Source organism: Micromonospora sp. BS32, assembly GCF_059089345.1.
The window spans coordinates 1-22011 of sequence record NZ_JBSSHR010000011.1 but is presented as its reverse complement, the minus strand read 5'-3'; the positions used below and the strand labels follow the sequence as shown (position 1 = coordinate 22011).

General features: G+C 73.8%; 21 protein-coding genes and 1 pseudogene. 11 read left to right on the top strand and 11 right to left on the bottom strand.

Going from position 1 to position 22011, the window contains the following annotated elements; genetic code table 11:
- The first annotated feature begins 52 nt into the window (after positions 1-52).
- A complete protein-coding gene (locus AC5RWQ_RS17750) occupies positions 53-847 on the top strand; it encodes an Rv1486c family protein (RefSeq protein ID WP_494283815.1) in 795 nt (264 codons plus the stop codon).
- Between the two features lie 3 nt (positions 848-850).
- Here the strand turns inward: AC5RWQ_RS17750 and AC5RWQ_RS17745 are convergent, their stop codons facing one another.
- The 4 genes from AC5RWQ_RS17745 to fabG all read right to left on the bottom strand — a co-directional run bounded on the left by AC5RWQ_RS17745 (position 851) and on the right by fabG (position 4266).
- Positions 851-1630, bottom strand: a complete 780-nt coding sequence (locus AC5RWQ_RS17745; protein WP_334491778.1) for an HAD-IIA family hydrolase — start codon at positions 1628-1630, stop codon at positions 851-853.
- A 39-nt stretch (positions 1631-1669) separates the two neighbouring features.
- A complete protein-coding gene (locus AC5RWQ_RS17740) occupies positions 1670-2701 on the bottom strand; it encodes a ferrochelatase (RefSeq protein WP_494283814.1) in 1032 nt (343 codons plus the stop codon).
- 71 nt (positions 2702-2772) lie between these two features.
- Positions 2773-3540, bottom strand: coding sequence for an enoyl-ACP reductase FabI (fabI, locus tag AC5RWQ_RS17735; RefSeq protein WP_334491780.1), 768 nt, complete (start codon positions 3538-3540; stop codon positions 2773-2775).
- A gap of 21 nt (positions 3541-3561) precedes the next feature.
- Positions 3562-4266 (bottom strand): 3-oxoacyl-ACP reductase FabG, encoded by a 705-nt coding sequence (fabG, locus tag AC5RWQ_RS17730; protein WP_494283813.1) that lies wholly within the window; start codon positions 4264-4266, stop codon positions 3562-3564.
- Between the two features lie 430 nt (positions 4267-4696).
- Between fabG and AC5RWQ_RS17725 the strand changes: the two genes are divergently transcribed.
- Positions 4697-4876: a hypothetical protein gene (locus AC5RWQ_RS17725; RefSeq protein ID WP_494283812.1), complete on the top strand. Its 180-nt coding sequence runs from the start codon at positions 4697-4699 to the stop codon at positions 4874-4876.
- A gap of 45 nt (positions 4877-4921) precedes the next feature.
- On the opposite strand, the gene AC5RWQ_RS17720 is transcribed toward AC5RWQ_RS17725, so the two are convergent.
- From AC5RWQ_RS17720 to AC5RWQ_RS17710, 3 genes are read right to left on the bottom strand one after another with little or no spacing between them, the layout of a single operon-like run.
- Positions 4922-5872: a VWA domain-containing protein gene (locus tag AC5RWQ_RS17720; RefSeq protein ID WP_494283811.1), complete on the bottom strand. Its 951-nt coding sequence runs from the start codon at positions 5870-5872 to the stop codon at positions 4922-4924.
- Positions 5869-6870 carry a DUF58 domain-containing protein gene (locus AC5RWQ_RS17715; protein WP_494283956.1) on the bottom strand — a complete coding sequence of 334 codons (1002 nt, stop codon included), beginning with the start codon at positions 6868-6870 and terminating at the stop codon, positions 5869-5871. The genes AC5RWQ_RS17720 and AC5RWQ_RS17715 overlap by 4 nt, the downstream gene beginning before the upstream one ends.
- Positions 6849-7964, bottom strand: coding sequence for an AAA family ATPase (locus tag AC5RWQ_RS17710; RefSeq protein ID WP_494283810.1), 1116 nt, complete (start codon positions 7962-7964; stop codon positions 6849-6851). Before AC5RWQ_RS17710 ends, AC5RWQ_RS17715 begins: the two co-directional genes overlap by 22 nt.
- A 240-nt stretch (positions 7965-8204) precedes the next feature.
- Between AC5RWQ_RS17710 and AC5RWQ_RS17705 the strand changes: the two genes are divergently transcribed.
- The 3 genes from AC5RWQ_RS17705 to AC5RWQ_RS17695 are packed head-to-tail and all read left to right on the top strand — an operon-like array spanning position 8205 to position 10514.
- Positions 8205-8435: a hypothetical protein gene (locus AC5RWQ_RS17705; RefSeq protein WP_334491784.1), complete on the top strand. Its 231-nt coding sequence runs from the start codon at positions 8205-8207 to the stop codon at positions 8433-8435.
- Positions 8436-8457: 22 nt separating this feature from the next.
- Positions 8458-8985 carry a PH domain-containing protein gene (locus tag AC5RWQ_RS17700; RefSeq protein ID WP_494283809.1) on the top strand — a complete coding sequence of 176 codons (528 nt, stop codon included), beginning with the start codon at positions 8458-8460 and terminating at the stop codon, positions 8983-8985.
- A complete protein-coding gene (locus AC5RWQ_RS17695; protein ID WP_494283808.1) occupies positions 8982-10514 on the top strand; it encodes a PH domain-containing protein in 1533 nt (510 codons plus the stop codon). The genes AC5RWQ_RS17700 and AC5RWQ_RS17695 overlap by 4 nt, the downstream gene beginning before the upstream one ends.
- A gap of 322 nt (positions 10515-10836) precedes the next feature.
- Here the strand turns inward: AC5RWQ_RS17695 and AC5RWQ_RS17690 are convergent, their stop codons facing one another.
- A complete protein-coding gene (locus tag AC5RWQ_RS17690) occupies positions 10837-11958 on the bottom strand; it encodes a phosphatase PAP2 family protein (protein ID WP_494283807.1) in 1122 nt (373 codons plus the stop codon).
- A 114-nt stretch (positions 11959-12072) separates the two neighbouring features.
- Between AC5RWQ_RS17690 and AC5RWQ_RS17685 the strand changes: the two genes are divergently transcribed.
- Together AC5RWQ_RS17685 and AC5RWQ_RS17680 are read left to right on the top strand one after the other, a co-directional pair.
- Positions 12073-12477 (top strand): thioesterase family protein, encoded by a 405-nt coding sequence (locus AC5RWQ_RS17685; RefSeq protein ID WP_494283806.1) that lies wholly within the window; start codon positions 12073-12075, stop codon positions 12475-12477.
- Positions 12474-13304, top strand: coding sequence for an MBL fold metallo-hydrolase (locus AC5RWQ_RS17680; RefSeq protein WP_494283805.1), 831 nt, complete (start codon positions 12474-12476; stop codon positions 13302-13304). Before AC5RWQ_RS17685 ends, AC5RWQ_RS17680 begins: the two co-directional genes overlap by 4 nt.
- A 15-nt stretch (positions 13305-13319) precedes the next feature.
- On the opposite strand, the gene AC5RWQ_RS17675 is transcribed toward AC5RWQ_RS17680, so the two are convergent.
- Entirely contained in the window at positions 13320-13766 is a 447-nt protein-coding gene (locus tag AC5RWQ_RS17675) for a MarR family winged helix-turn-helix transcriptional regulator (protein ID WP_494283804.1), read from the bottom strand.
- Between the two features lie 79 nt (positions 13767-13845).
- On the opposite strand from AC5RWQ_RS17675, the gene AC5RWQ_RS17670 reads away from it, so the two are divergent.
- On the top strand, positions 13846-15075 hold the full coding sequence (locus AC5RWQ_RS17670) for a multidrug effflux MFS transporter (RefSeq protein ID WP_494283803.1): 1230 nt from the start codon (positions 13846-13848) through the stop codon (positions 15073-15075).
- A gap of 72 nt (positions 15076-15147) precedes the next feature.
- Here the strand turns inward: AC5RWQ_RS17670 and AC5RWQ_RS17665 are convergent, their stop codons facing one another.
- Positions 15148-16080: a carbohydrate kinase family protein gene (locus AC5RWQ_RS17665; protein WP_334493079.1), complete on the bottom strand. Its 933-nt coding sequence runs from the start codon at positions 16078-16080 to the stop codon at positions 15148-15150.
- A gap of 322 nt (positions 16081-16402) precedes the next feature.
- On the opposite strand from AC5RWQ_RS17665, the gene AC5RWQ_RS17660 reads away from it, so the two are divergent.
- Complete coding sequence (locus AC5RWQ_RS17660; protein ID WP_494283802.1) at positions 16403-17506, top strand: lytic polysaccharide monooxygenase auxiliary activity family 9 protein; 1104 nt, start codon at positions 16403-16405, stop codon at positions 17504-17506.
- 101 nt (positions 17507-17607) lie between these two features.
- Here the strand turns inward: AC5RWQ_RS17660 and asnB are convergent, their stop codons facing one another.
- The gene (gene asnB, locus AC5RWQ_RS17655) at positions 17608-19569 is read right to left on the bottom strand and encodes an asparagine synthase (glutamine-hydrolyzing) (protein ID WP_494283801.1); all 1962 of its coding nucleotides are present in this window, start codon (positions 19567-19569) and stop codon (positions 17608-17610) included.
- A gap of 192 nt (positions 19570-19761) precedes the next feature.
- On the opposite strand from asnB, the gene AC5RWQ_RS17650 reads away from it, so the two are divergent.
- Entirely contained in the window at positions 19762-21243 is a 1482-nt protein-coding gene (locus AC5RWQ_RS17650; RefSeq protein WP_494283800.1) for an aminopeptidase P family protein, read from the top strand.
- A gap of 392 nt (positions 21244-21635) precedes the next feature.
- Positions 21636-22011: pseudogene (locus AC5RWQ_RS17645) on the top strand (hypothetical protein); the annotation flags it as partial.

Genomic DNA, 22011 nt, shown 5'->3' with positions numbered 1-22011 from the left:
GGCGCGAGCGGCAGTCGAGACAGGGGCGGCGGGGAGCACGTACCCTTTCCGCATGTCCTCCCCCGCAGCGGGCGCGGCCACCCTGGCCCCGCGTCGGTCGAGCCGCCTGGTCGCCTGGGTGCGCGCGTGGCGCGCCGGGCTGGTGCCCTTCGACGAGGTCGCCGAGTCCATCGCCGGCGACGAGGAGCACCTGGTCGCCGACGCCCCCGGCACCTGGACCGACGTGCCGCTGCGTGAGGCGCTGCCCGCGCTGGCCAAGCTCTCCCCCGACGAGATCCGGCTCGTGCTGCCCGCGCCCGGCGACCCACGCGGGCTGCCCGGCCCGGGTGACTTCGCCGGCGCCGCGCTGCTCGTCGGCGAGGCGGTCGTCGCCGGCCCGCTCGGCCTGATCCCCGAGGTCCGCAGCCACACCTCCGGCTCCGGGATGACCTGGGAGACGGTGCTCTGGCGGGTCTACCCGCTGCCCGCCGACGCGCCCCGGGCGTCGCTCGCCTCGCCGGGCGCGGCCGAGGCGGAGGCCGAGCTGGCCGCCGCGCTCGCCGAGACCACCGCCGCGCTCACCCGCCTCGACGTGGCCCAGTGGCGGCCCGAGCTGGCCGGCGCGCTGGCCGCGCTGCGCCGGCCGGACGGCGCCACCGACCTGCCGCCCGGCTTCGACCCGCGCGCCCGCCGGCTCTTCGCCCGGGCGGCCGTGCTGGACCGGGTGCTCGCCCTGGCCGGGCACAGCGCCCCGGGTGGCGCCATCAACAACTACGAGGCGCAGCAGCGTGACGCCGCGCTGCGCCCGCTCACCACCGCCTGCCGGCAGGCCCTGGTGGCCGCCTGCAACGCGCCGCTGCGCCCCTGAGGGTCAGATCTCGTCCATCAGGTCGCGCACCGAGTCGACGATCCGCGACGGCCGGTACGGGTAGCGCTCCGCCTCGACCCGGGTGCTGATCCCGGTCAGCACCAGGATGGTCTCCAGCCCCGCCTCCAGCCCGCAGAGGATGTCGGTGTCCATCCGGTCACCGATCATCGCGGTGCTCTCCGAGTGCGCGTTGATGGTGTTCAGCGCCGAGCGCATCATCATCGGGTTCGGCTTCCCGACGAAGTACGGCTCCACCCCGGTCGCCTTGGAGATCATCGCGGCCACCGAGCCGGCGGCTGGCAGCGCGCCCTCCACCGACGGACCGGTGACGTCCGGGTTGGTGCAGATGAACCGCGCCCCGTCGTTGATCAGCCGGACCGCCTTGGTGATCGCCTCGAAGCTGTAGGTGCGGGTCTCGCCCAGCACCACGTAGTCCGGCGCGAAGTCGGTCAGCACGTACCCCACGGCGTGCAGCGCGGTGGTCAGCCCGGCCTCCCCGATCACGTACGCCGTGCCGCCCGGCCGCTGGTCGGCCAGGAACTGGGCGGTGGCCAGCGCCGCCGTCCAGATCGCGTGCTCGGGCACCTCGAAGCCCATCCGGACGAGCCGGGCCTGGAGGTCGCGCGGGGTGTAGATCGAGTTGTTGGTCAACACCAGGAACGGCTTGCCCGAGGAGCGGAGCCGGTTGATGAACTCCGGGGCACCCGGCACCGGCTGGCCCTCGTGCACCAGCACGCCGTCCATGTCGGTGAGCCAGCTCTGCACCGGCTTGCGGTCATGCATGTGTCATCCCAAGGGGGTGTCGGGGAGGAGAGGTCGGGCTCAGGGCCGGCGGGCGGCCGGCACGCAGCACGGCGTGGGGCAGGTGTCCCACATCGGCAGCTCGCCGAGACGGCGGCGCAGCCGCTCCCCGTCGGGCGCGCTGCGCTCGGCCACCAGTTCCCGCACCATCCTCACGAAGCGCGGGTCGGTGCCGGGGGTGCCGGCCCGGACGAAGTCCAGGCCGAGCTGCTTGGCCGTCTCCAGCGCCTCGGTGTCCAGGTCCCAGACCACCTCGAGGTGGTCGGAGACAAACCCGATCGGGCTGACCACCACGCTGGTGACGCCCTGCGCGGCGAGCGCGGTCAGGTGGTCGTTGATGTCCGGCTCCAACCACGGCATTTGCGGCGGGCCGGAGCGGCTCTGCCAGACCAGGTCGTACGGCAGGTCGGCGGCGGCGCGCTCGTGCACCAGCCGGGCCGCCTCCTCCAGCTGCGCGGTGTACCGGCCGCCCTGCGGGCCGGCGGCGGCCGCCGCCGAGAGGGGGATGGAGTGCGCGCTGAAGACCAGCCGGGTGCTGTCCCGCTTCGCCGGGTCGAGCTGCGCCAGCGCCGCCCGCACCGCGTCGACGTGCGGCTCGACGAAGCCCGGGTGGTCCCAGAACTGGCGCAGCTTCTCGATCACCGGGGCGTCCGGGCCCACGGCGGCCCGGGCGGCGGCGATGTCCTCCTGGTACTGCCGGCAGGAGGAGTAGCCGCCGTACGCGCTGGTCACGAACGCCAGCGCGCGCTGCACGCCGTCGTCGCGCATCCGGGTCACGGTGTCGGCGAGGAACGGGTCCCAGTTCCGGTTGCCCCAGTAGACCGGCAGGTCCACGCCGTTCGCGGCGAAGTCCTCCTGGATCGCGGCGAGCAGTTCCCGGTTCTGTTGGTTGATCGGGGAGACCCCGCCGAAGTGCAGGTAGTGCTCGGCGACCTCCGCGAGCCGCTCCGGCGGCACCCCCCGCCCCCGGGTCACGTTCTGCAGGAAGGGCAGCACGTCCTCGGGCCGTTCCGGGCCGCCGAAGGAGACCAGCACCAATGCGTCGTACGCCATGGCGCCATTCTCCCCCGACGGCCGTGACAGCCCGGCGGCCACCCCGGGACGAGTGGGGTTTCGCCCCCGTCTCAGGCGCCGATCGCGTGGTAACCGCCGTCGACGTGCACGATCTCGCCGGTGGTGGCCGGGAACCAGTCGGAGAGCAGGGCCAGGCAGGCGCGGGCGGCCGGCTCCTGGTCGGTCAGGCTCCAGCCGAGCGGGGCGCGCTGGGTCCAGGCGTCCTCGAACTGGTCGAAGCCGGGGATCGACTTGGCGGCGATGGTGCGCAGCGGGCCGGCCGCGACCAGGTTGCTGCGGATGCCCTGCTTGCCCAGGTGCAGCGCCAGGTAGCGGGAGGCGGACTCCAGGCCGGCCTTGGCCACGCCCATCCAGTCGTAGACCGGCCAGGCCTTGGTGGCGTCGAAGGTCAGGCCGACCACCGCGCCGCCCGCGGACATCAGCGGCAGCGCCGCCACGGCCAGGGACTTGTACGAGTACGTGGAGACCTGCAACGCGGTGGCGACGTCCTCCCAGGGGGCGTCGAGGAAGCCGCCGCCGAGGCAGCTCTGCGGGGCGAAGCCGATCGAGTGCACCACCCCGTCGAGGCCGTCGACGTGCTCGCGCACCTTGTCGGCCAGGCCGGCCAGTTGCTCCGGGTTCGTCACGTCCAGCTCGATCACCGGGGCCGGCTCGGGCAGCCGCCTGGCGATCCGCTCGACCAGGGAGAGCCGGCCGTAGCCGGTGAGCACGACCTGGGCGCCGTTCTCCTGGGCGAGCTTCGCCACCGAGAAGGCGATCGAGGCGTCGGTGATGACGCCGGTGACCAGCAGCCGCTTACCGGCGAGCAGTCCGGACATCTGTAGATTCCTCCGTTTTTCTCAGTGACCCATGCCCAGGCCGCCGTCGACCGGGATCACGGCGCCGGAGATGTAGCCGGCGGCATCCGAGGCGAGCCAGGTGACCACGCCGGCGACCTCGTCCGGCGCGGCGAACCGGCCGGCCGGGATGGCCTTGCGGTACTCGGCGCGGCGCTGCTCGGGCAGCGCGGCGGTCATGTCGGTGTCGATGAAGCCGGGGGCGACCACGTTCGCGGTGATGTTCCGGGTGCCCAGCTCGCGGGTGATCGAGCGGGCCACCCCGACCAGGCCGGCCTTGCTCGCGGCGTAGTTGACCTGACCGACGCCGCCGTAGAGGCCGACGACGGACGAGATGAAGATCATCCGGCCCCACTTCGCCCGGAGCATCTTCGACGAGGCCCGCTTGGCGCAGCGGAACGCCCCGGTGAGGTTGGTGTCCAGCACCCCGGTGAACTGCTCCTCGGACATCCGCATCAGCAGCGTGTCGTCGGTGATCCCGGCGTTGGCGACCAGCACCTCGACCGGGCCCAGCTCCGCCTCGATCGCGGCGAAGGCGGCGTCGACGGAGGCGGAGTCGGTGACGTCGCAGCGCACCCCGAACAGACCCTCGGGAGCGTCACCGGAGCGGTGGGTCACCGCCACCCGGTCGCCCTGCTTGGCGAAGGCCTGCGCGATGGCCAGTCCGATCCCCCGGTTGCCGCCGGTCACCAGCACGGTACGGGCCACGGGTCCCCCTCTGCTCAACTGATCTCTCGGTCGGCTCGGAGCCTAGGCGTTACCGGTAGGTAAGCGCTAACGCCGGCCGCGTCGTGCCTGGGTACGCGGTCGAGCGGGCGGGTCCGCCGCTCGGCCGCTTCGGCAGGCCGGTCGGCGGGGACCGGCGGCCGCTCGGCCGGGTGCGCGCCGCGAGTGTCCCCGTTGTACGATGATCCGCGTCTGCGGGCCGGTGTGCGGCCCGCGTTCCGGGCCCCGCCGAGCGCAGGAGGTGATCGCTGTGCGAGATAGCGATCCTCCCAGTCGTGGCCGGGCCCACCGTCAGCCCCGCTGAGCCGCGACTCAGTCGGCAGAGCTGACCCAGCTCCCGCTCCCCGCACCCGTTGGACCCCCGGCCGTCGCCGGGGCCGGCGACCCCTGCCGTCCCGTCGGACGGCCCGCGGTGGAGCACCCCGGTCACGACTTCGTGTGCGCGCCCCCGATCAACCCCTGCGGTCCGCCCGCGCGGACCGTCACGCCGCCACCGGAGCCTTCCATGAGCCGTTACGTCGCCCCGCTGGGTTTCACCCTCGCCGCCGTCTGGGTGGCCGTCCTGTTCGTGCTGGCCGGCGGCGGTCACTGACCACCGCCGGCCACCCGGCCGCCGCCGGCACGGCACCACGACCCCTCAGATCATCCGGGACGTCCAGAGCAGGCTCATCCCGCCGGCGCAGAGCGCCAGCAGCAGCGCCACCCCCGCATACCACTGGGTGACCTCGCGCGGCTGCGTGCGGAACCCGATCGAGCTGCCCATGTCCTGGTAGACCTGCTTCAGCTCGGAGACCGAGGCGGCCTCGTAGAAGTAGCCCTCGGTGGTCTCGGCGAGCTGCGCCAGGGCCAGCCGGTCCACCGGCACCCGCTGGAGCTGGCCGCCGATGTCCACCTGGCCCGAGTCGGTGCCGAAGGCGATCGTGGAGACCGGCACGTTGGCCGCCTGCGCCGCCGCGGCGGCCTCCTCCACCGACCGCCCCGACGTGCGGTAGCCGTCGGAGAGCAACACGATCCGGGCGGGCGGGATGCCCGCGGCGCCGTCCGCGGGCACCGACCGGATCGCCTCCAGGCAGGTGAAGACCGCCTCGCCGGTGGCGGTCGACTCGGCCAGCGTCAGCCCGTCGATGGCCGCCGTCACCGCGTCCCGGTCCTTGGTCGGGGCGACCAGCACGTTCGCCGCCTTGGCGAAGGAGACCAGCCCCAGGTTGTAGCTCTGCGGCAGCTCGCCGACGAACTGCTTGGCCGCCTCCTGGGCGGCCTCCAACCGGTTCGGTGCCACGTCGTCGGCCTGCATCGACAGCGACACGTCGATGGCGAGCATCACCGTGGCGCGCTCCAGCGGCTCCTTGGTGTCCACCGCCGGTCGGGCCATCCCGGCGGCGAGGGCCACCAGGGCGAGCAGGAACGCGGTGGCCGCCGCGTGCCGCCGCCAGCCCAGCCCCTTCGGCGCCAGGGTGCGCAGCAGGTCCACATTGGTGAACCGCATCGCGTACGCCCGGCGGTGCCGCTGCCGCCAGACGTAGAGGGCGGCGAGGGCGAGCACCGGCAGCAGCGCCAGCAGCCACCACGGTTGCAGAAAACGGATCATCGCGTCGTCCCCCGGGTGCGGGCGTGCCGTTGGGCGGCCACGAATCGCACCATGTCCAACAGCCAGTCTCGGTCGGTACGCAGGCGCAGGTGCCCGGCGCCCCCGGCGCGGAGCTCCGTGGCGATCGCCTCCCGCTGAGCGGCGGCCGCGTCGGCGTACCGCCGGCGCAGCCCGGGATCGGCCGTCTGCACCTCGTGCAGCTCACCGGTCTCCGGGTCGACCACCGGCAGCACCCCCACGTCGGGCAGCTCCAACTCGCGCGGGTCGACCACCTCGATCGCCAGCACGTCGTGCCGGACCCGCAGCCTACGCAGCGGTCGTCCCCACTGCTGCGGGGGCGCGAGGAAGTCCGAGATCACCACCGCCAGGCCGCGGCGGCGCGGCGGCCGGTTGAGCGCGTCGACCAACGTCCCGAGGTCGCTGCGGCCCGGGCGCACCGGGGTGCCCGCCAGCGCCCGCAGCAGGCCCTGCGCCTCCCGGCGGCCGGAGCGGGCCGGCACCCGGGTCAGCACGCCCGGCCCGACCGGGGGCGGCGCGGCGCGCCATCGGCCGGCCGGCGCGGCTGCCTCCGCGCCGGTGCCGATCACCGCGCCGATCCGGTTGCCGCCGCGCACCGTCAGGTGGGTCAGCGCGGCGGCGGCGGCGATCACCACGTCCCGCTTGAGCCAGCGTCCGGTGCCGAAGTCGAGGCTGGCGGAGAGGTCGACCGCGAGCCAGGTCTCCAACTCCCGGTCGGCGACCGTACGACGCACGTGCGGCATGGTCGTCCGGGCGGTCACCGGCCAGTCCATCCGGCGTACGTCGTCGCCGGGGCGGTACTCCCGGGACTCCCCCGCCTCGCTGCCCGGCCCGGGCAGCAGCCCGGCGTAGTCGCCCTGGAGCAGCCCGTCCAGCTTGCGGGTGACCAGCAGCTGCAACCGGGACAGCACCGCCTCGGTGCGCTCCCCGCCGGCGTCGGGCGGGCGTACGGGTGAGGTCACGGCCGCTGCCCGGGCCAGCCGGCCGGCGGGCCGCTGACCGGCGGCGGTGGGCTCGCCTGCTGCCGGGGCGCCACCGACGGCAGCGGGATGGTCGACATGACCCGGTGGACGACGTGATCGGCGGGCACGTCGTCGGCGAGCGCGTCGTAGCTGAGCACCAGCCGGTGCCGCAGGATGTCCGGCGCGATGTCCTGCACGTCCTGGGGCAGCGCGTAGTCCCGGCCGCGGAGCAGGGCCAGCGCCCGGCTGGCCCGGACCAGGCCGAGCGAGGCGCGCGGGCTGGCGCCGTACTGGATCAGCCGGGCCACGTCGGGCATCCCGTGCTCGGCCGGGGCGCGGGTGGCCAGCACCAACCGGACCGCGTAGTCGACCAGCGCGTTGTGCACGAAGACCTGGTCCGCCTTCTGCTGGAGGGCGATCAGCTCGTCGGTGGTGAAGATCCGGGCCGGCTCCGGCGGGGCAACCCCCATCCGGTAGACGATCTCCCGCTCCTCGGCGTCGGTGGGGTAGCCGACCACGATCTTCATCAGGAACCGGTCCCGCTGCGCCTCCGGCAGCGGATAGACCCCCTCCTGCTCGATGGGGTTCTGGGTGGCCATCACCAGGAACGGGTTGGGCACCCGGTGGGTCTCGCCGCCGATGGAGACCTGCCGCTCGCTCATCACCTCCAGCAGCGCGGACTGCACCTTCGCCGGCGCCCGGTTGATCTCGTCGGCGAGCAGGAAGTTGACGAAGACCGGGCCCAGCTCGACATCGAACTTCTCGCTGGACTGCCGGTAGATCCGGGTGCCCATGATGTCGGCGGGAACCAGGTCGGGGGTGAACTGCACCCGGGCGAAGTCGCCGCCGACCACCTTGGCCAGCGTCTCCACGGCGAGGGTCTTGGCCACCCCGGGGACGCCCTCCAGCAGGCAGTGACCTCGGGCGAGCAGCGCGACGAACATCCGCTCGACCATCCGGTCCTGCCCGACGATGACCCGTTTGATCTCGAACAGGGCCCGCTCCAGCAGGCTGGCGTCCTGCGCCGGGGTGCTCACCGGCGCCGGCGGCGCGGGTGTCTCCGGGGCCGCCCCGTTCGGGGTCTGGGCGTCGGGCGTGGTCGGCTGGGCCACCGGTCCTCCACAGCATGATTCGGTCGTCGCGGCGTGGTGCGCATCAAGACTCGCATGCCCGACTGAGAGCCGAGGCGGGGAGAACCCGATTTCGGCCCCGCCGTCCCGTTAGCCGAATCGCTGAACGAGGGTGGACACGGAGGGGTCCGGCGCGTGTACGATTCACCCCGTCGCCGGGCGGCTCCCCCCGTGGCCGCCCGGCGCTCAATCTTCCGGCACCGGCGGCCTAGACTGCCCCGAGTGACCGAACCCACCCCCGCCGACCAGGCTCCGATCTGTTCGTCCCGTGGGTGCCGCGCTCCCGCCGTCTGGGCGCTGCGCTGGAACAATCCCCGGCTGCACGACCCGGAGCGGCGCAAGACCTGGCTGGCCTGCCCGGAGCACCGGGGCACCCTCGGCGACTTCCTCAACGCGCGCGGCTTCCTGCGGGAGGTCGCTCCCCTCTCCGAATCGCATACGCTCGAACCGTGAGCGCCCACAGCGGATCCTCCCGGTGAACGACGACGTGCCCGACGGGCCCCGACCGGCCCCGGTCAGCGCGCTGGAACCCTGGCCGGACACGGTCCGGTGGCAGCCGATCTCCGTTGACCTGATCCGGGTGGAGCTGCTGCGGCTGGCGATGGGACTGGCCGTCGTGCTGGTCGGGCTCGCCCTCGGCTGGGCGTTCAGCGGGCACTGGCTCTTCGGCGCGGCGCTCGCCCTGGTAGTGCTCCTCGGGGGGTGGCGCGCGGTGGCGATCGTCCGGGCCGTCCAGGCCTGGGGGTACGCCGAACGCGAGAACGACCTGCTGGTCCGGCACGGGCTGCTGGTCCGACGGCTCTCCATCGTGCCGTACTCCCGGATGCAGTTCGTCGACGTCAGCGCCGGGCCGCTGGAGCGGGCCTTCAACCTGGCCACCGTGCAGCTGCACACCGCCGCCGCGGCCAGCGACGCCCGGGTGCCCGGGCTGCGCCCGGCGGAGGCCTCCCGGCTGCGCGACCGGCTCACCGCGCTGGGTGAAGACCGCGCGGAGGGGCTGTGACCGGCGGCCTGCGCGACTCCGAGCCGGCCCCACCCGACCCGGTCCGGGCGGTCGGGCCGCCGCCCCCCGGGCCGGCCCCCACCACCGGTACGCCGGCCGGTGCGGAGCCGCGGCAGCGGCTGCATCCGCTGAGCCCGGTGCTGCACGGGGCGAAATCCCTGTTCGTGGTGATCGCCGGGCTCTCCTGGTCGACCCTGTCCCGGGTCGGCTTCGGCTGGTTCGCGGTGCTGGCGGCGGTGCTGGCCGTCGGGGCGACCGTGCTGGCGGTGATCAGCTGGTGGAACACCGGCTACCACATCGTCGGCCGGGAGCTGCGGGTGTACGAGGGGCTGCTCTGGCGTCGCACCCGGGCCATCCCGCTGGAACGCCTCCAGGCGGTGGAGCTGGTCCGACCGCTGCTCGCCCAGCTCACCGGCCTGGCCGAGCTGCGGCTGGAGGTGGTCGGCGGGGGCAGGACCGAGGCGCCGCTGGCCTACCTGGGGGTGGCCGAGGCCGCCGCGCTGCGGGGCCGGCTGCTCGTCGTCGCCGGCCGGGCGTCGGGCCGGACCGCCACCGGACCGGTCGCGGGCGCCGGACCGGGCCCGGGCGTCGGGGCGGGCCCGGGCGTCGGGGCGGGCCCGGGCGTCGGGGCGGGCCCGGGCGCCGGACCAGTCGCGGGAGCCGAAGCGGCCCCGGGAGCCGGGCCGATCACGGGAGTCGGGCCGGTGGCCGAGCCGGTCGGCACGACCCTGCACGAGGTCCGCAACGGCGACCTGCTGGTCAGCCAGCTGCTCACCCCGCAGGCGTTCCTGCTCCCGTTCGGCTTGGCGTTCGTGATCGTGCAGTTCCTCTCCGAGGGCTCCTGGTCGTTCATCGGGGTGGCCAGCACGCTGACCGCGATGGCCGGGGTGATCCTGCAACCGGTCCGCCGGGTGCTCGACGACTGGAACTTCCGGCTGGCCCGGGAGGACGACAGCCTGCGGATTCGCAACGGGCTACTGGAGACCCGGGTGCAGACCGTGCCCCTGGACCGGGTGCAGACGGTCGGGGTGACCTGGCCGCTGCTCTGGCGGATGAAGGGCTGGCTGCGGCTGCGGCTGGAGGTGGCCGGTTACTCCAGCGGCGAGCCGGACGACCGCAACCGGCCGGACCGGCTGCTGCCCGTCGGCGATCTGCGCACCGCCGAGTGGATCGTCGCGGAGGTGCTGCCCGGAGTGCGGCTGACCGGGCTGCCGCTGTCGCCGCCGCCGGCCCGGGCACGCTGGCTGCGGCCGTTCGGCGTACGGGTGCTCGGGGCCGGCCTGGGCGAGCGGGCCTTCACGGTGCGTTCCGGGCTGCTGACCCGGCAACTGGCGATCGTGCCGTACGGCCGGATCCAGAGCGTCCGGGTGGTGCAGGGCCCGGTGCAGCGGCGGCTACGGCTGGCCACGGTGCACGCCGACACGGCCGGTGGCGCGGGCGCCGCCGCCCAGGACCGCGACCTGACGGAGGCGTGGGCGCTCGCGGCCGAGCTGACCGCCCGGGGGCACGCCGCCCGCACCGCCCGCTGAGCCGGGCACGCCGGCGGCGGGGGCGACGGGTCGACACGGACCAGCCGGGGGCAGGTGCAGTCGACGCCCCTCCGGCGCTGGACACGCCGGGCACCCTGGCGTCACGCAAAGTCACCACGTAGCACCCTATTGGCGTCACGAGCGATATGACGCAGAGGCATATTTATGCCTCTGCGTCATATCGCTCATCCAGAAGTCCACTCCGCCGGCCGACACGCCGAGCGAAAGCGGGGCCGGGCGACACAGGCGGGGTACGGCGAGCGGGCACGGGGGCCGGAGATGCAGCCCGGGACCTCCCGTCTGACCCGACGCCCCTGGTGGGTCAGCGAGCGACCGGCGAGGCCGGACGCCCGTCCGGGGTGGTCCCGTCGGGGGTCGCCTTGTCCGGGGTGGCCCCGTCCGGACCGGTCCCGGCCTCCGGAGCCGCCCGACCGCTTCCGACGGGGGTGGCCGCAGCATCGGCACCGGCCGAGGGCGCGGCGACCGGCCGCTGGCGCGCCCGGTAGGCCGCCCAGCCCCGCTCGGCCAGCCCGACCACCAGGAAGGTCATTCCCACATACGCCCAGCCGACCAGCACGTCGATGACGTAGTGCTCGCCGCTGTAGACCAGCGTGAAGGTCATCGCCAGCGGATACGCCAGCAGCAACGGCCACCACCGCTTGCGGGTGGCGCGCAGGAAGAACAGCACCACGAACAGGGCCCACGCGGTGTGCAGCGAGGGCATCGCCGCGACCGGGTTCGAGGCGATCTGGCCGGCGTTGAGCAGGTTGCCGGCACCGTGCATGCCGAACGCCTTCCAGCCCCGGGTGGAGATCCGGGCGACCTCGGTGAGCAGCCCGTTCTGCGCCGCCCACCAGGGCGGTGCGGCCGGATAGAGGAAGTAGGTGACCAGGCCGGCGGCGCAGAGGAAGCCCCAGCGCCGCATGTACGCCCCCCACCGGCCGCGGTCGCGCAGCCAGAGCACGGCGGCGGCGGCCAGCGTGACCACGAAGTGGGAGAAGTAGACCCAACTGGCCACCACGTCCCACCAGTGCACCTCGGGCCGGTAGAGGTGCTCCTGGAGCCACACAGTCGGCACCTCGCCGCCGGTGGCCCAGCCGAACATCACCCGGTCGGCGACGATCAACTCCATGGCGTGCGGCGTCGACCCGTTGTCGGCGAAGCCCCGGGAGAGGTTGTACGTGGCGAGCAGCAGCACCACCGGGATCCAGTCCCGGGCGAAGCGCAGGTGACTGCGCCAGGGCCGGTGCGAGTGCCACGCGACGGTGCCGGCCCAGATCCACAGGAACGCGTACGCCGGGTCGGTGGGCAGCCCGATGCCGAGCCAGGCGGCGACGAAGGCGACGCCCCAGACGGTCATCGCGATCACGCGTCGGCGTCCACCGCCCGGGGCGGTGGACGGTCCGGTCGGGGCGGGGGGCTGGGGGTCAGTGACGACGGCCATCGCGGTCAAGGTTAACGGTGGGCAACCCGGGGGTCGACGCGCACCACCTCGCCGGTGTCCCGGGGCACCGTCGGGGGTGGCCGCCGGTGCCCGGTCGGGCCCTAGGGTGGGGGCATGCAGGAGCGGCCGGAGCACCCCTTCCCGCCCGGGTTGACCGCCCGGGTCGAGCTGACCGTCACGGCGGCCGACACCGCCCGGGCGATCGGTTCCGGCGACGTGCCGGTGCTGGGCACCCCCCGGGTGCTCGCCCTGGCCGAGGCCGCCACCGTCGCGGCGCTCGCCGATCGGATGCCGGCGGGGTCGACCACGGTGGGCACCCGGGTCGAGCTGGACCACCTGGCGGCGACCGCGGTGGGTCGCACGGTGGTGGCGCAGGCCCGGCTGACCGAGGTCGACCGGCGGCGGCTGGTCTTCGAGGTGACGGTCACCGAGGGCGGCGAGCCGGTGGCGCGGGGCCGGGTGGAGCGGGCGCTGGTCGACCGGCAGCGCTTCGTGGACCGCGCCACGCGCCTCCCGTGAGCCTGGCGTTCACCCCGGTCGCCGAGGGCGTCCACGTGCTGCGCGAGCCACTGCTCGACGTCAACGTCACGCTGGTGGTCGGCGACGGCGCGGCGCTGCTGGTGGACACCCTCTCCACCGCCGGGCAGGCGGCCGAGCTGGCCGCGGCCGCCCGGGCGGTCACCCCGCACCCGTGGACGGTGGTCAACACCCACCACCACTTCGACCACTGCTTCGGCAACGCCACCCTCGCCGCGGACCCGCCGCGCCCGGTCTACGCGCACGAGCGGGTCGCCGCCGCGCTGCGCGAGCGACCGGACGCGGTGCGCCGGGCGGCGTACGAGGAGATGCGGGAGGAGCGGCCGGAGCTGGCCGCCGAGCTGGCCCGCACGCTCCTGCTGGCGCCGACCCACCCGGTACGCGACGAGACCGTCCTGGACGTCGGGGGACGCGAGGTGGTGCTGCGCCATCCCGGCCCCGGGCACACCGACGCCGACCTTGTGGTGCACGTGCCGGACGCCGACGTGCTGATCGCCGGTGACCTGGTGGAGCAGGGCGCACCGCCGGCCTTCGCGGACGCGTACCCGCTGCGCTGGCCGGACGCGCTGGCCGAGCTGCTGCGGCTGACCACTGCCGCGACGGTGGTCGTGCCCGGGCACGGGGACCTGGTGGACGCCCGGTTCGTCCGGGCCCAGCGGGCCCAGCTGGTCACGCAGGCGGAGCTGATTCGCGCGGCGTACCCGGCGGGCGTCCTGCCGGAGGAGGTCGCCGGCCGGTCCCCGTTCGGCGCCGGACCGGGCCTGGTCGCCGCCCGGCGCGGCTACGCCGAGCTCGCCCTCACCGGCTGATCCGCTGCCGCCGGGTCAGCTCGTGGCGGGCAGGGCGTCGAGGAGGTGGCGGAGGGCGGGGACGGCGGCGAGGACCGCGGCCCGGTCCGCCGCCGGGAGGTCGGCGAGGGCGGCGGTCAGCAGCGCGGTGCGGTGGCGTTCGTGGTCGGCCATCCGGTCCCGGGCCGCGTCGGTGAGGTGCAGGCGGACCACCCGCCGGTCCTCGGGGTCGCGCTCCCGGGTCAGCAGCCCGGCGTCGGTCAGGTCGCGGACCAGGGTGCTGATCGTGTTCGGCGCGGTGCAGAGCCGGCGGGCGGCGTCCCGGCCGCTGATCCCGGGCCGGGACCGGACCAGCAGCAGCAGCTCGACCTGCGCCTCGGGCAGTGGGGTCCGGTCCGCGCGCCGGCTGGCCGAGCGGCGCAGCAGCCGGTGCAACTCCCCCACCAGCGCGCCGAGCCGCGCGACGTCGTTTCCGGTCGGCACCCCGGTCACCTACTTCACATCGCAACAGTTCTGGATACAGAGCTAAGGTTAGCGGGCAGCCGACCGACCCGGGGGACCCATGACACGCACCGCGCCGCCGCCCGCACCGGTGGCGGCCGAGCCGACCGCCCCCACCACCGGCGGCGGCCTCACCCTGCTGGTCCTGCTCGGCACCCTCACCGCCATCGGTCCGCTCTCGCTGGACATGTACCTGCCGGCGTTCCCGGCGATGACCCGCGACCTCGGCGCCACCCAGGCGCAGATCCAGCTCTCGCTCACCACCTGCCTGATCGGGCTCGCCCTGGGCCAGTTGGTCACCGGCCCGCTCAGCGACCGCTGGGGGCGGCGTCGACCGGTGCTCGTCGGCGTGGCCGCGTACGCGCTGCTGGCCCTGGTCTGCGCGCTGGCGCCGACCGCCCCGACGCTGGCCGCCGCCCGCTTCGCGCAGGGCTTCGCCGGCGGGATGGGCGTGGTGGTGGCCCGCGCCGTGGTCCGCGACCGCTACGCCGGCCGGGCCGCCGCGCGGTACTTCTCCCGGCTCACCCTGGTCTTCGGCGTCGCACCGGTGGCCGCGCCCAGCGTGGGCAGCCTGGTGCTCCAGCTCGGCTCCTGGCGGGCCGTCTTCGTCACGCTCGCGGTGATCGGGCTGCTGCTGGCCGCCGCGGTGGCCCGCTGGCTGCCGGAGACGCTCCCCGTCGAGCGGCGCAGCTCCGGTGGCCTGGCCGGCACCGCCCGGACCATGCGGTCGCTCTTCGCCGACCGGACCTACCTCGGATACGCGCTGACCCAGGGCTTCGCCTTCGCCGGGCTGTTCGCGTACATCTCGGGGTCGTCCTTCGTGCTCCAGGACGTCTTCGGCGTCTCCGCGACCACGTTCAGCCTGCTCTTCGGCCTCAACGCGCTGGCCCTGGTGGTCATGGGTCAGGCCAACGCCCGGCTGCTCGACCGGTTCAGCCCCCGCCGCCTGCTGGTGGCCACCCTGCTGGTCGGCGCGGTCGCCGCCGCCGGGGTGCTGGCCGGCGCGACCGCCGGCAGCCTCGCCCTGGTGGCCGTCACGCTCTTCGTCTTCGTCGGCTCGCTCGGCATGGTGATGCCGAACAGCACCGCGCTGGCCCTGGACAAGCACGCCGGCCACGCAGGCACCGCCGCCGCGCTGATGGGCGGCCTCCAGTCCGTCGTCGGCGCGCTCGCCGCGCCGGTGGTGGGGCTGGGCGGCGAGGGTAGCGCCCTGCCGATGGCCGCCGTGATCGCCGGCGCCGCCGCGCTCTCCCTCGCCGCGGTGCTCACCCTGGCCCGCCCCGGTCGCTGACCGCACCGACCCGCTGCCGGCCGGACCGGGAGACGCCGGCAGGCCGGGGTCGGGGCCGCGCCGCCGCCGACGTCAGTCGACGAAGCGGCGCAGCACCTCGGCCCGGGTGGGCATGGAGACCGCACCGCCCGGCGACTCGCAGACCAGGCCGGCGACCCGCAGGGCGAAGGCCACCCGCTCGTGCCAGCCGGTCGGCTCGGTCGGCTCGCCGTCGACCAGCAGGTCGGCGATGAGCGCCGCCATCACCGAGTCGCCGGCCCCGGTGGCGTCCACCGCGCGGACCTTCGGCGCGGGCACGCGTACCGGATCGGGGCCGGCGGCGACCACCGCGCCGTCCGCGCCGAGGGTGACCACGACGGTCCCGGCCCCCAGCTCCCGCAGGTACGCGGCGACGCCCTCGACCGGCTCGCCCGGCCAGAGCAGCTCGGCGTCGGCCGCGCTGAGCTTGACCAGGTGCGCCCCGGCGGCGAACTCGACGACCACCTCCCGCAGGCCGGACAGCGCGGCGGGCCCGTCGAGCAGCCGGGGACGCACGTTCGGGTCGAAGACCCGCAGCCCGGGGGTGAGTGACCAGGCCCGGCGGGCGGCGGCCAGCACCGGCGGGCGGAGCAGCACGATCGAGCCGCAGTAGAGCACGTCGGCGCCCTCGACCAGCGCGACGTCCAGGTCGTCGGCGGCGAGCAGTCCGTAGGAGGGCGGGTCGCCGTAGAAGCGGAAGTCCGGCTCGGCCCCGGCATGGGTGGTCACCGCCAGCGTGGTGGGCACGGACACGGTCACCGCACCGTCCAGCCCGACGCCGGCCTCGTCGAGGAAGGCGCGGATCCGGCCCGCCAGCACGTCGTCGCCGAGCGAGCCGACGAACTGCGCCGCGCCGCCGAGCCGGGACACCCCGACGGCCACGTTGAGCGGGCCACCGCCGATCTCCTGCCGGAACACGGGCCGCCCCTCGCACTCGGCGTCGAGCAGGTCGACCAACGCCTCACCGAGCACCACCGCGTATCCCACGTCGCCTCCCACGTCCACCGATGCTGTCGTAACAGGCTGGCACACCGGCGGCCGGCACGGGCACCGAAGCCACCGTCGCGACATATCGAAGTTTGGCTATTGCATCCCTGGCCGACGCGTGGTGGGATGGCGCTGCCGGACGGCTGCGGGGGCTGCCGCACCGCCTGGCGACGAGTCGGAGCCGACGCGAGGGCACCGGTCCGCGAGACGGACCGCAGGCGGCGCGCGCTCTTCCCGGCCCACCCGGGGCGTGACCGCGATCCCGCATCCGCTCGTCGAGCGGGGCCGGCCGTCGTGCCGCCCCCGCGGATCAGGAGAACCCGTGTTCCGTTCCCGTACGGCCGCGCTGCTCACCGCGGCCGCCACCCTCGCCCTCGGCGCCGTCGCGCTGGCCACCGCCGACGACCCGGCGGTCGCCCACGGCGCGGCGATGACCCCGGGCAGCCGCACCTACCTGTGCTGGAAGGACGGTCTCAGCCCCACCGGTGAGATCAAGCCGAACAACCCGGCCTGCGCGGCGGCCGTCGCGCAGAGCGGCGCCAACTCGCTCTACAACTGGTTCGGTGTACTGCGTTCCGACGCCGGCGGGCGCACCGTCGGCTTCATTCCGGACGGCAAGCTGTGCAGCGGCGGCAATCCGGGCTACGCCGGCTACGACCTGGCCCGGACCGACTGGCCGGTGACCCACCTGACCGCCGGGGCAAGGCTGGACTTCCGGTACAGCAACTGGGCGGCCCACCCGGGCACCTTCTACTTCTATGTGACGAAGGACAGCTGGAGCCCGACCCGGCCGCTGGCCTGGAGCGATCTGGAGGAACAGCCGTTCCTCACGGTCACCAACCCGCCGCAGAGCGGTTCACCCGGCACCGACGGCGGCAACTACTACTTCAGCGGCACCCTGCCGTCCGGCAAGTCCGGTCGGCACCTGGTCTACTCCCGCTGGGTCCGCTCGGACAGCCAGGAGAACTTCTTCGGCTGCTCGGACGTCACCTTCGACGGGGGCAACGGCGAGGTCACCGGGGTCGGCCCGAACGGCAGTCCCGCGCCGACCACCCCGCCGCCGTCCCCGACCACTGCACCGCCGAGCCCGACGACCCCGCCGAGCCCGACCACGCCGCCGGGCGGTGACTGCATGGCGGTCTACAAGGTGGTCAGCGCATGGCCCGGCGGCTTCCAGGGCGAGGTGATGATCATGAACCACAGCGCCCGGACGTACGGCGGTTGGGTGGCTAGCTGGACCTGGCCGAGCGGTCAGTCGATCGGCCAGCTGTGGAACGGCACGGTCAGCACCACCGGCTCGGCGGTGACCGTGACCAACGTCGCCTGGAACGGCACCGTGGCACCGGAGGGCACCACCACCTTCGGCTTCACCGCGTCCTTCACCGGCACCAACACCCTCCCCACCGTCACCTGCTCCGGCCGCTGACGCCTGAGCGCAGATTCACGGAAAGAGTGGCCTCCCGACGCGCGGAGGCCACTCTTTTCCGTGAAACAGGGCGGCGGCGGCCCGTGAGCGGGCCTGGGGGGTCAGCGGACCATGGAGCCGACCACCGGCTTGGTGAGCAGGGCGGACTGGTTGCGCTGGATGCCCGGGTCGAGGGTCTTGGCCACGAAGATGGCGTGCCAGATGCAGAAGATCAGCACCGTCCACACCTTGCGGGAGTGGTCGGCCTCCTCCCGCTTGTGCTCCTCCAGCAGCCGCATCGCGTACGACAGGTCGATCAGGTCACCGGCGCCGGAGGTGGAGAGCATGTGCCGGGCCCACTCGTACATTTCGCCGCGCAGCCAGACCCGGGTCGGGGTCGGGAAGCCGAGCTTCTTCCGGTTGACGATGGCCGGCGGGACGACGCCCTGCAGCGCCTGGCGCATGGCGTACTTGGTGGCGTCCGAGCGGGGCGGGAGCTTGAGGTCCACCGGGATGGTGGCCGCCACGTCGAAGACCTCCCGGTCGAGGAAGGGCACCCGAACCTCCAGCGAGTGCGCCATCGAGATCCGGTCCGCCTTGACCAGGATGTCGCCGCGCAACCACGTGTAGAGGTCGACGTACTGCATCTTGGTGACGTCGTCGAGCTCGGTGCACTCGGCGTAGATCGGCGCGGTCACGTCCGTGTAGCGCACCGAGGGGTCGTAGCGGCGCAGCAGGTGCTGCTTCTCCTCCTCGGTGAACATCCGGGCGTTGCCGTAGTAGCGCTGCTCGATCGGGGTGGTGCCGCGCTCCAGGAAGCTCTTGCCCTTGACGCCCTGCGGGATCGCCTTGGAGACCGCGCGCAGCCCCTTCTGCACCCCGCCCGGCAGGCCGTTGACGGTGCCCAGCGAGAGCGGCTCCCGGTAGATCGTGTAACCGCCGAAGAACTCGTCGGCGCCCTCGCCGGAGAGGACCACGGTGACGTGCTCGGCCGCCTTCTTGGCGACGAAGTAGAGCGGGACCAGCGCCGGGTCGGCCACCGGGTCGTCCAGGTGCCAGACGATCTTCGGCAGCGCGTCGATCATGTCCTGCGGCCCGATCTTGGTCGGGATCGTGGTCACGTCGAGGTGCCGGGCCGAGTCCTGGGCCACGTCGATCTCGGAGTAGCCGGGCACGTCGTACCCGACGGTGAAGGTGAGGATGTTCGGGTTGAACTCCCGGGCCAGGGCCACCACCGCGGTGGAGTCGATGCCGCTGGACAGGAACGAACCGACCGGCACGTCCGAGCGCATGTGCATCCGGACGCTCTCCCGCAGCGTCTCCCGGATGTCGTGGTAGAGCCGCTGCTCGTCGGAGACCGGGGCGGGGCGGAACACCGGCCGGTACCAGCGCCGCACGTCGATCCGGCCGCCCGGGGTCCAGGTCAGGTACTCGCCGGAGCCGATCCGGCTGACGCCCTTGTGCAGGGTGCCCGGCTCCGGGACGTACTGCAGGGTCAGGTAGTGGCTCAGGCTGGCCGTGTCGATGCCGGCGTCACCCTCGTAGTTCGACTGGGCGAAGGGCAGCAGCGCCTTCTTCTCCGAGGCGAGGTAGAGCCCGTCGGCGGTCTCCAGGTAGTGCAGCGGCTTGATGCCGAAGTAGTCCCGGGCACCGAACGCGCGGCGCTCCTGCCGGTCCCAGATGACGAAGGCGAACATGCCGCGCAGCCGGCTGAGCACCTGCTCGCCCCAGTAGTGGTACCCGGCGACGATCACCTCACCGTCGCCCGCGGTGGCGAACTGGGCGCCGAAGTTGCGGGCCAGTTCGTCGCGGAGCTCGATGTAGTTGTAGATCTCACCGTTGAAGGTGAGCAGGTAGCGCCCGTTGGCGTAGGGCAGCGGCTCGTGGCTGGAGGCCACGTCGATGATCGCCAGCCGCTTGTGCGCGAACACCCCGTCCGCGTACCGGCCGGAGGCGTCGCCGACCACCTCGACCCCGGTCTCGTCCGGGCCGCGGTGGTGCAGGCATTCCAACGCCCCGGCGATGTTGTCGCGGTGAGCGGCGGCGTCGCCGCGCGCACTGAAGAAGGCCAGGAGTCCGCACATGGTGGTCATCTTTTCACGCGGTTCATCCGGCCGTCGCGGCACCGCCGGCTCTGCCTCTGTCCACGCACGCATGACGGCCGTCGCGGCACCGCAGGCACTCTGCCGCAGCCATCCGACCGGGCCACCACGGGTCCCGGGCCGCCGAGCCGAGACGGTACGGTCGGACCAGCAACGACGCGGAGGGAGCGAACCATGGCCGAGGAGAAGACGGGCGGCAAGCCGGCGGACGGCACCGAGTCGCACGACCCGGATTTCCCGGAGGCGTTCCTGGCCTTCATGCGCGAGGGGTGGCGGGACACCACCCTGCCGGTGGGCCCCCGGCCGGAGGTGCCCAACCACGCCAAGCGCCGGGCCGCGCTCTCCGCGGCCTTCCCGGGCGAGACGCTGGTCATCCCCACCGGCACCGAGAAGGTACGCGCCAACGACACCGACCACCCGTTCCGGCCGGGCAGCGACTTCGCGTACCTGACCGGCGACCACGACCCGGACAGCGTGCTGGTGATGCGGCCGAACGGCTCGGGCCACGACGCCACGCTGTTCATGCGGCCCCGGTCGTCGCGGACGACCGACGAGTTCTTCCGCAGTCGGCACGGCGAGCTGTGGGTGGGGCGGCGGCACACCCTGAGGGAGAAGTCGACCGAGCTGGGCCTGCCCACCGAGGACCTGACCGCGCTGGACGCCGCGCTCGCCGGGCTGGCGCCGGGGCGTACCCGGGTGCTGCGGGGTTTCGACCCCCGGGTGGACGCGGCCGTGCGCCCCTGGGACGGCCCGCGCGCCGAGGGCCAGCCGGCCCGCGACCGGGAGCTGGCCATCGCGATTTCCGAGCTGAAGCTGGTCAAGGATGAGTGGGAGATCGCCCAGCTCCAGGATGCGGTGGACGCGACCGTCCGCGGCTTCGAGGACGTGGCGCGGGCGTTGCCGGCCGACCGGGGTGTCTCGGAGCGGCTGCTGGAGGGGATCTTCGCGCTGCGCGCCCGGCACGACGGCAACGACGTCGGCTACAACTCGATCGTCGGCGGTGGCGAGCACGCCACGATCCTGCACTGGGTGCACAACCACGGCGCCACCCGCCCGGGTGAACTGCTGCTGATGGACATGGGCGTGGAGAACCGTAACCTGTACACCGCCGACGTCACCCGGGTGCTGCCGGTCGACGGCCGGTTCACCCCGCTGCAGCGCCAGGTCTACGACGCGGTGTACGCCGCCCAGCAGGCCGGCATCGACGCGATCAGGCCGGGCGTGGCGTTCCGAGAGGTGCACCTGACCTCGATGCGGGTGCTCGCCGAGGCGCTGAAGGATCTCGGCCTGCTGCCGGTGAGCGTGGACGAGGCGATGGACCCGGCCTCCACGGTCTACCGCCGCTGGACGCTGCACGGCACCAGCCACATGCTCGGCATCGACGTGCACGACTGCGCCAACGCCCGCAAGGAGACCTACCGGGACGGCCCGCTCGGCGAGGGCTACGTGCTCACCGTCGAGCCGGGCCTGTACTTCCAGCCGGAGGACGAGCTGGTCCCCGAGGAGCTGCGTGGCATCGGCGTCCGGATCGAGGACGACATCCTGGTCACCGCGACCGGCTCGGTGAACCTCTCGGCGGGGCTGCCGCGCCGCTCGGACGAGGTGGAGAGCTGGCTGGCCGCGCAGCGCGAGGCGGGTCCGCGCCTGCCCGGCTGAGCCCGGTTACGACCTGAGCGGCGGGCCCCGCCGCCGACGTACGCGACGATCTCTCGTCCCGGCGTTGGCGGCGGGGCCCGTTGCCGTTTCCGCTGTTCGCGCCGATCGCGCCCTTCTCGACCCTCCGCACGCCGACGCGCCACCCGGCCGGAATGTGAGGGTAAGGCGGGGTTTTTCGGATACGTCCTCCTCGTGAGGATCCTTCTCATACGGTGGGGATCAGATGCTGCAACCGATTTGTAGCTGGTCGCCCCGCTCCGAGTGGTGCGACCCCGTCTGATAGAGAGAAAGGGCGGAAGGCTCTGATGTCTCAAGACGTAACGGCTTCCGACGGCGGGGCCCCGACGACCCCACCCACGAACAGGCGGCGCACGCTCTGGGTCGCTACCGGCGTGGTCGGGCTGACCGGCGTCGTCGGCTTGGCGGCGCTGGGTGGCCTCGCCGCCCGGGACGACAAGTCCGACGACGCCAAGGGCGTGTCGGACAGCCAGGCGGCCACGGCCCGACAGAACGTCAGCGACGCGGGCAAGGCCGACGAGGAGAGCGAAGACAAGGGCGAGGAGGCCGACGACCACCGCGGCAAGGACCGGGATGATGAGCACGGGCGCGTGCGGGAGGTGCCCTGTGACGAGGAGAAGCTCATCGAGGCGGTCGATCTGGCCAACCGGGACCACGGTGGCACGCTGAAGCTGGCTGCGCACTGCACCTACGAGCTCGACGGCTCCGACAAGAAGTCCGGCACGGCCCTGCCGACGATCGAGCAGGAGA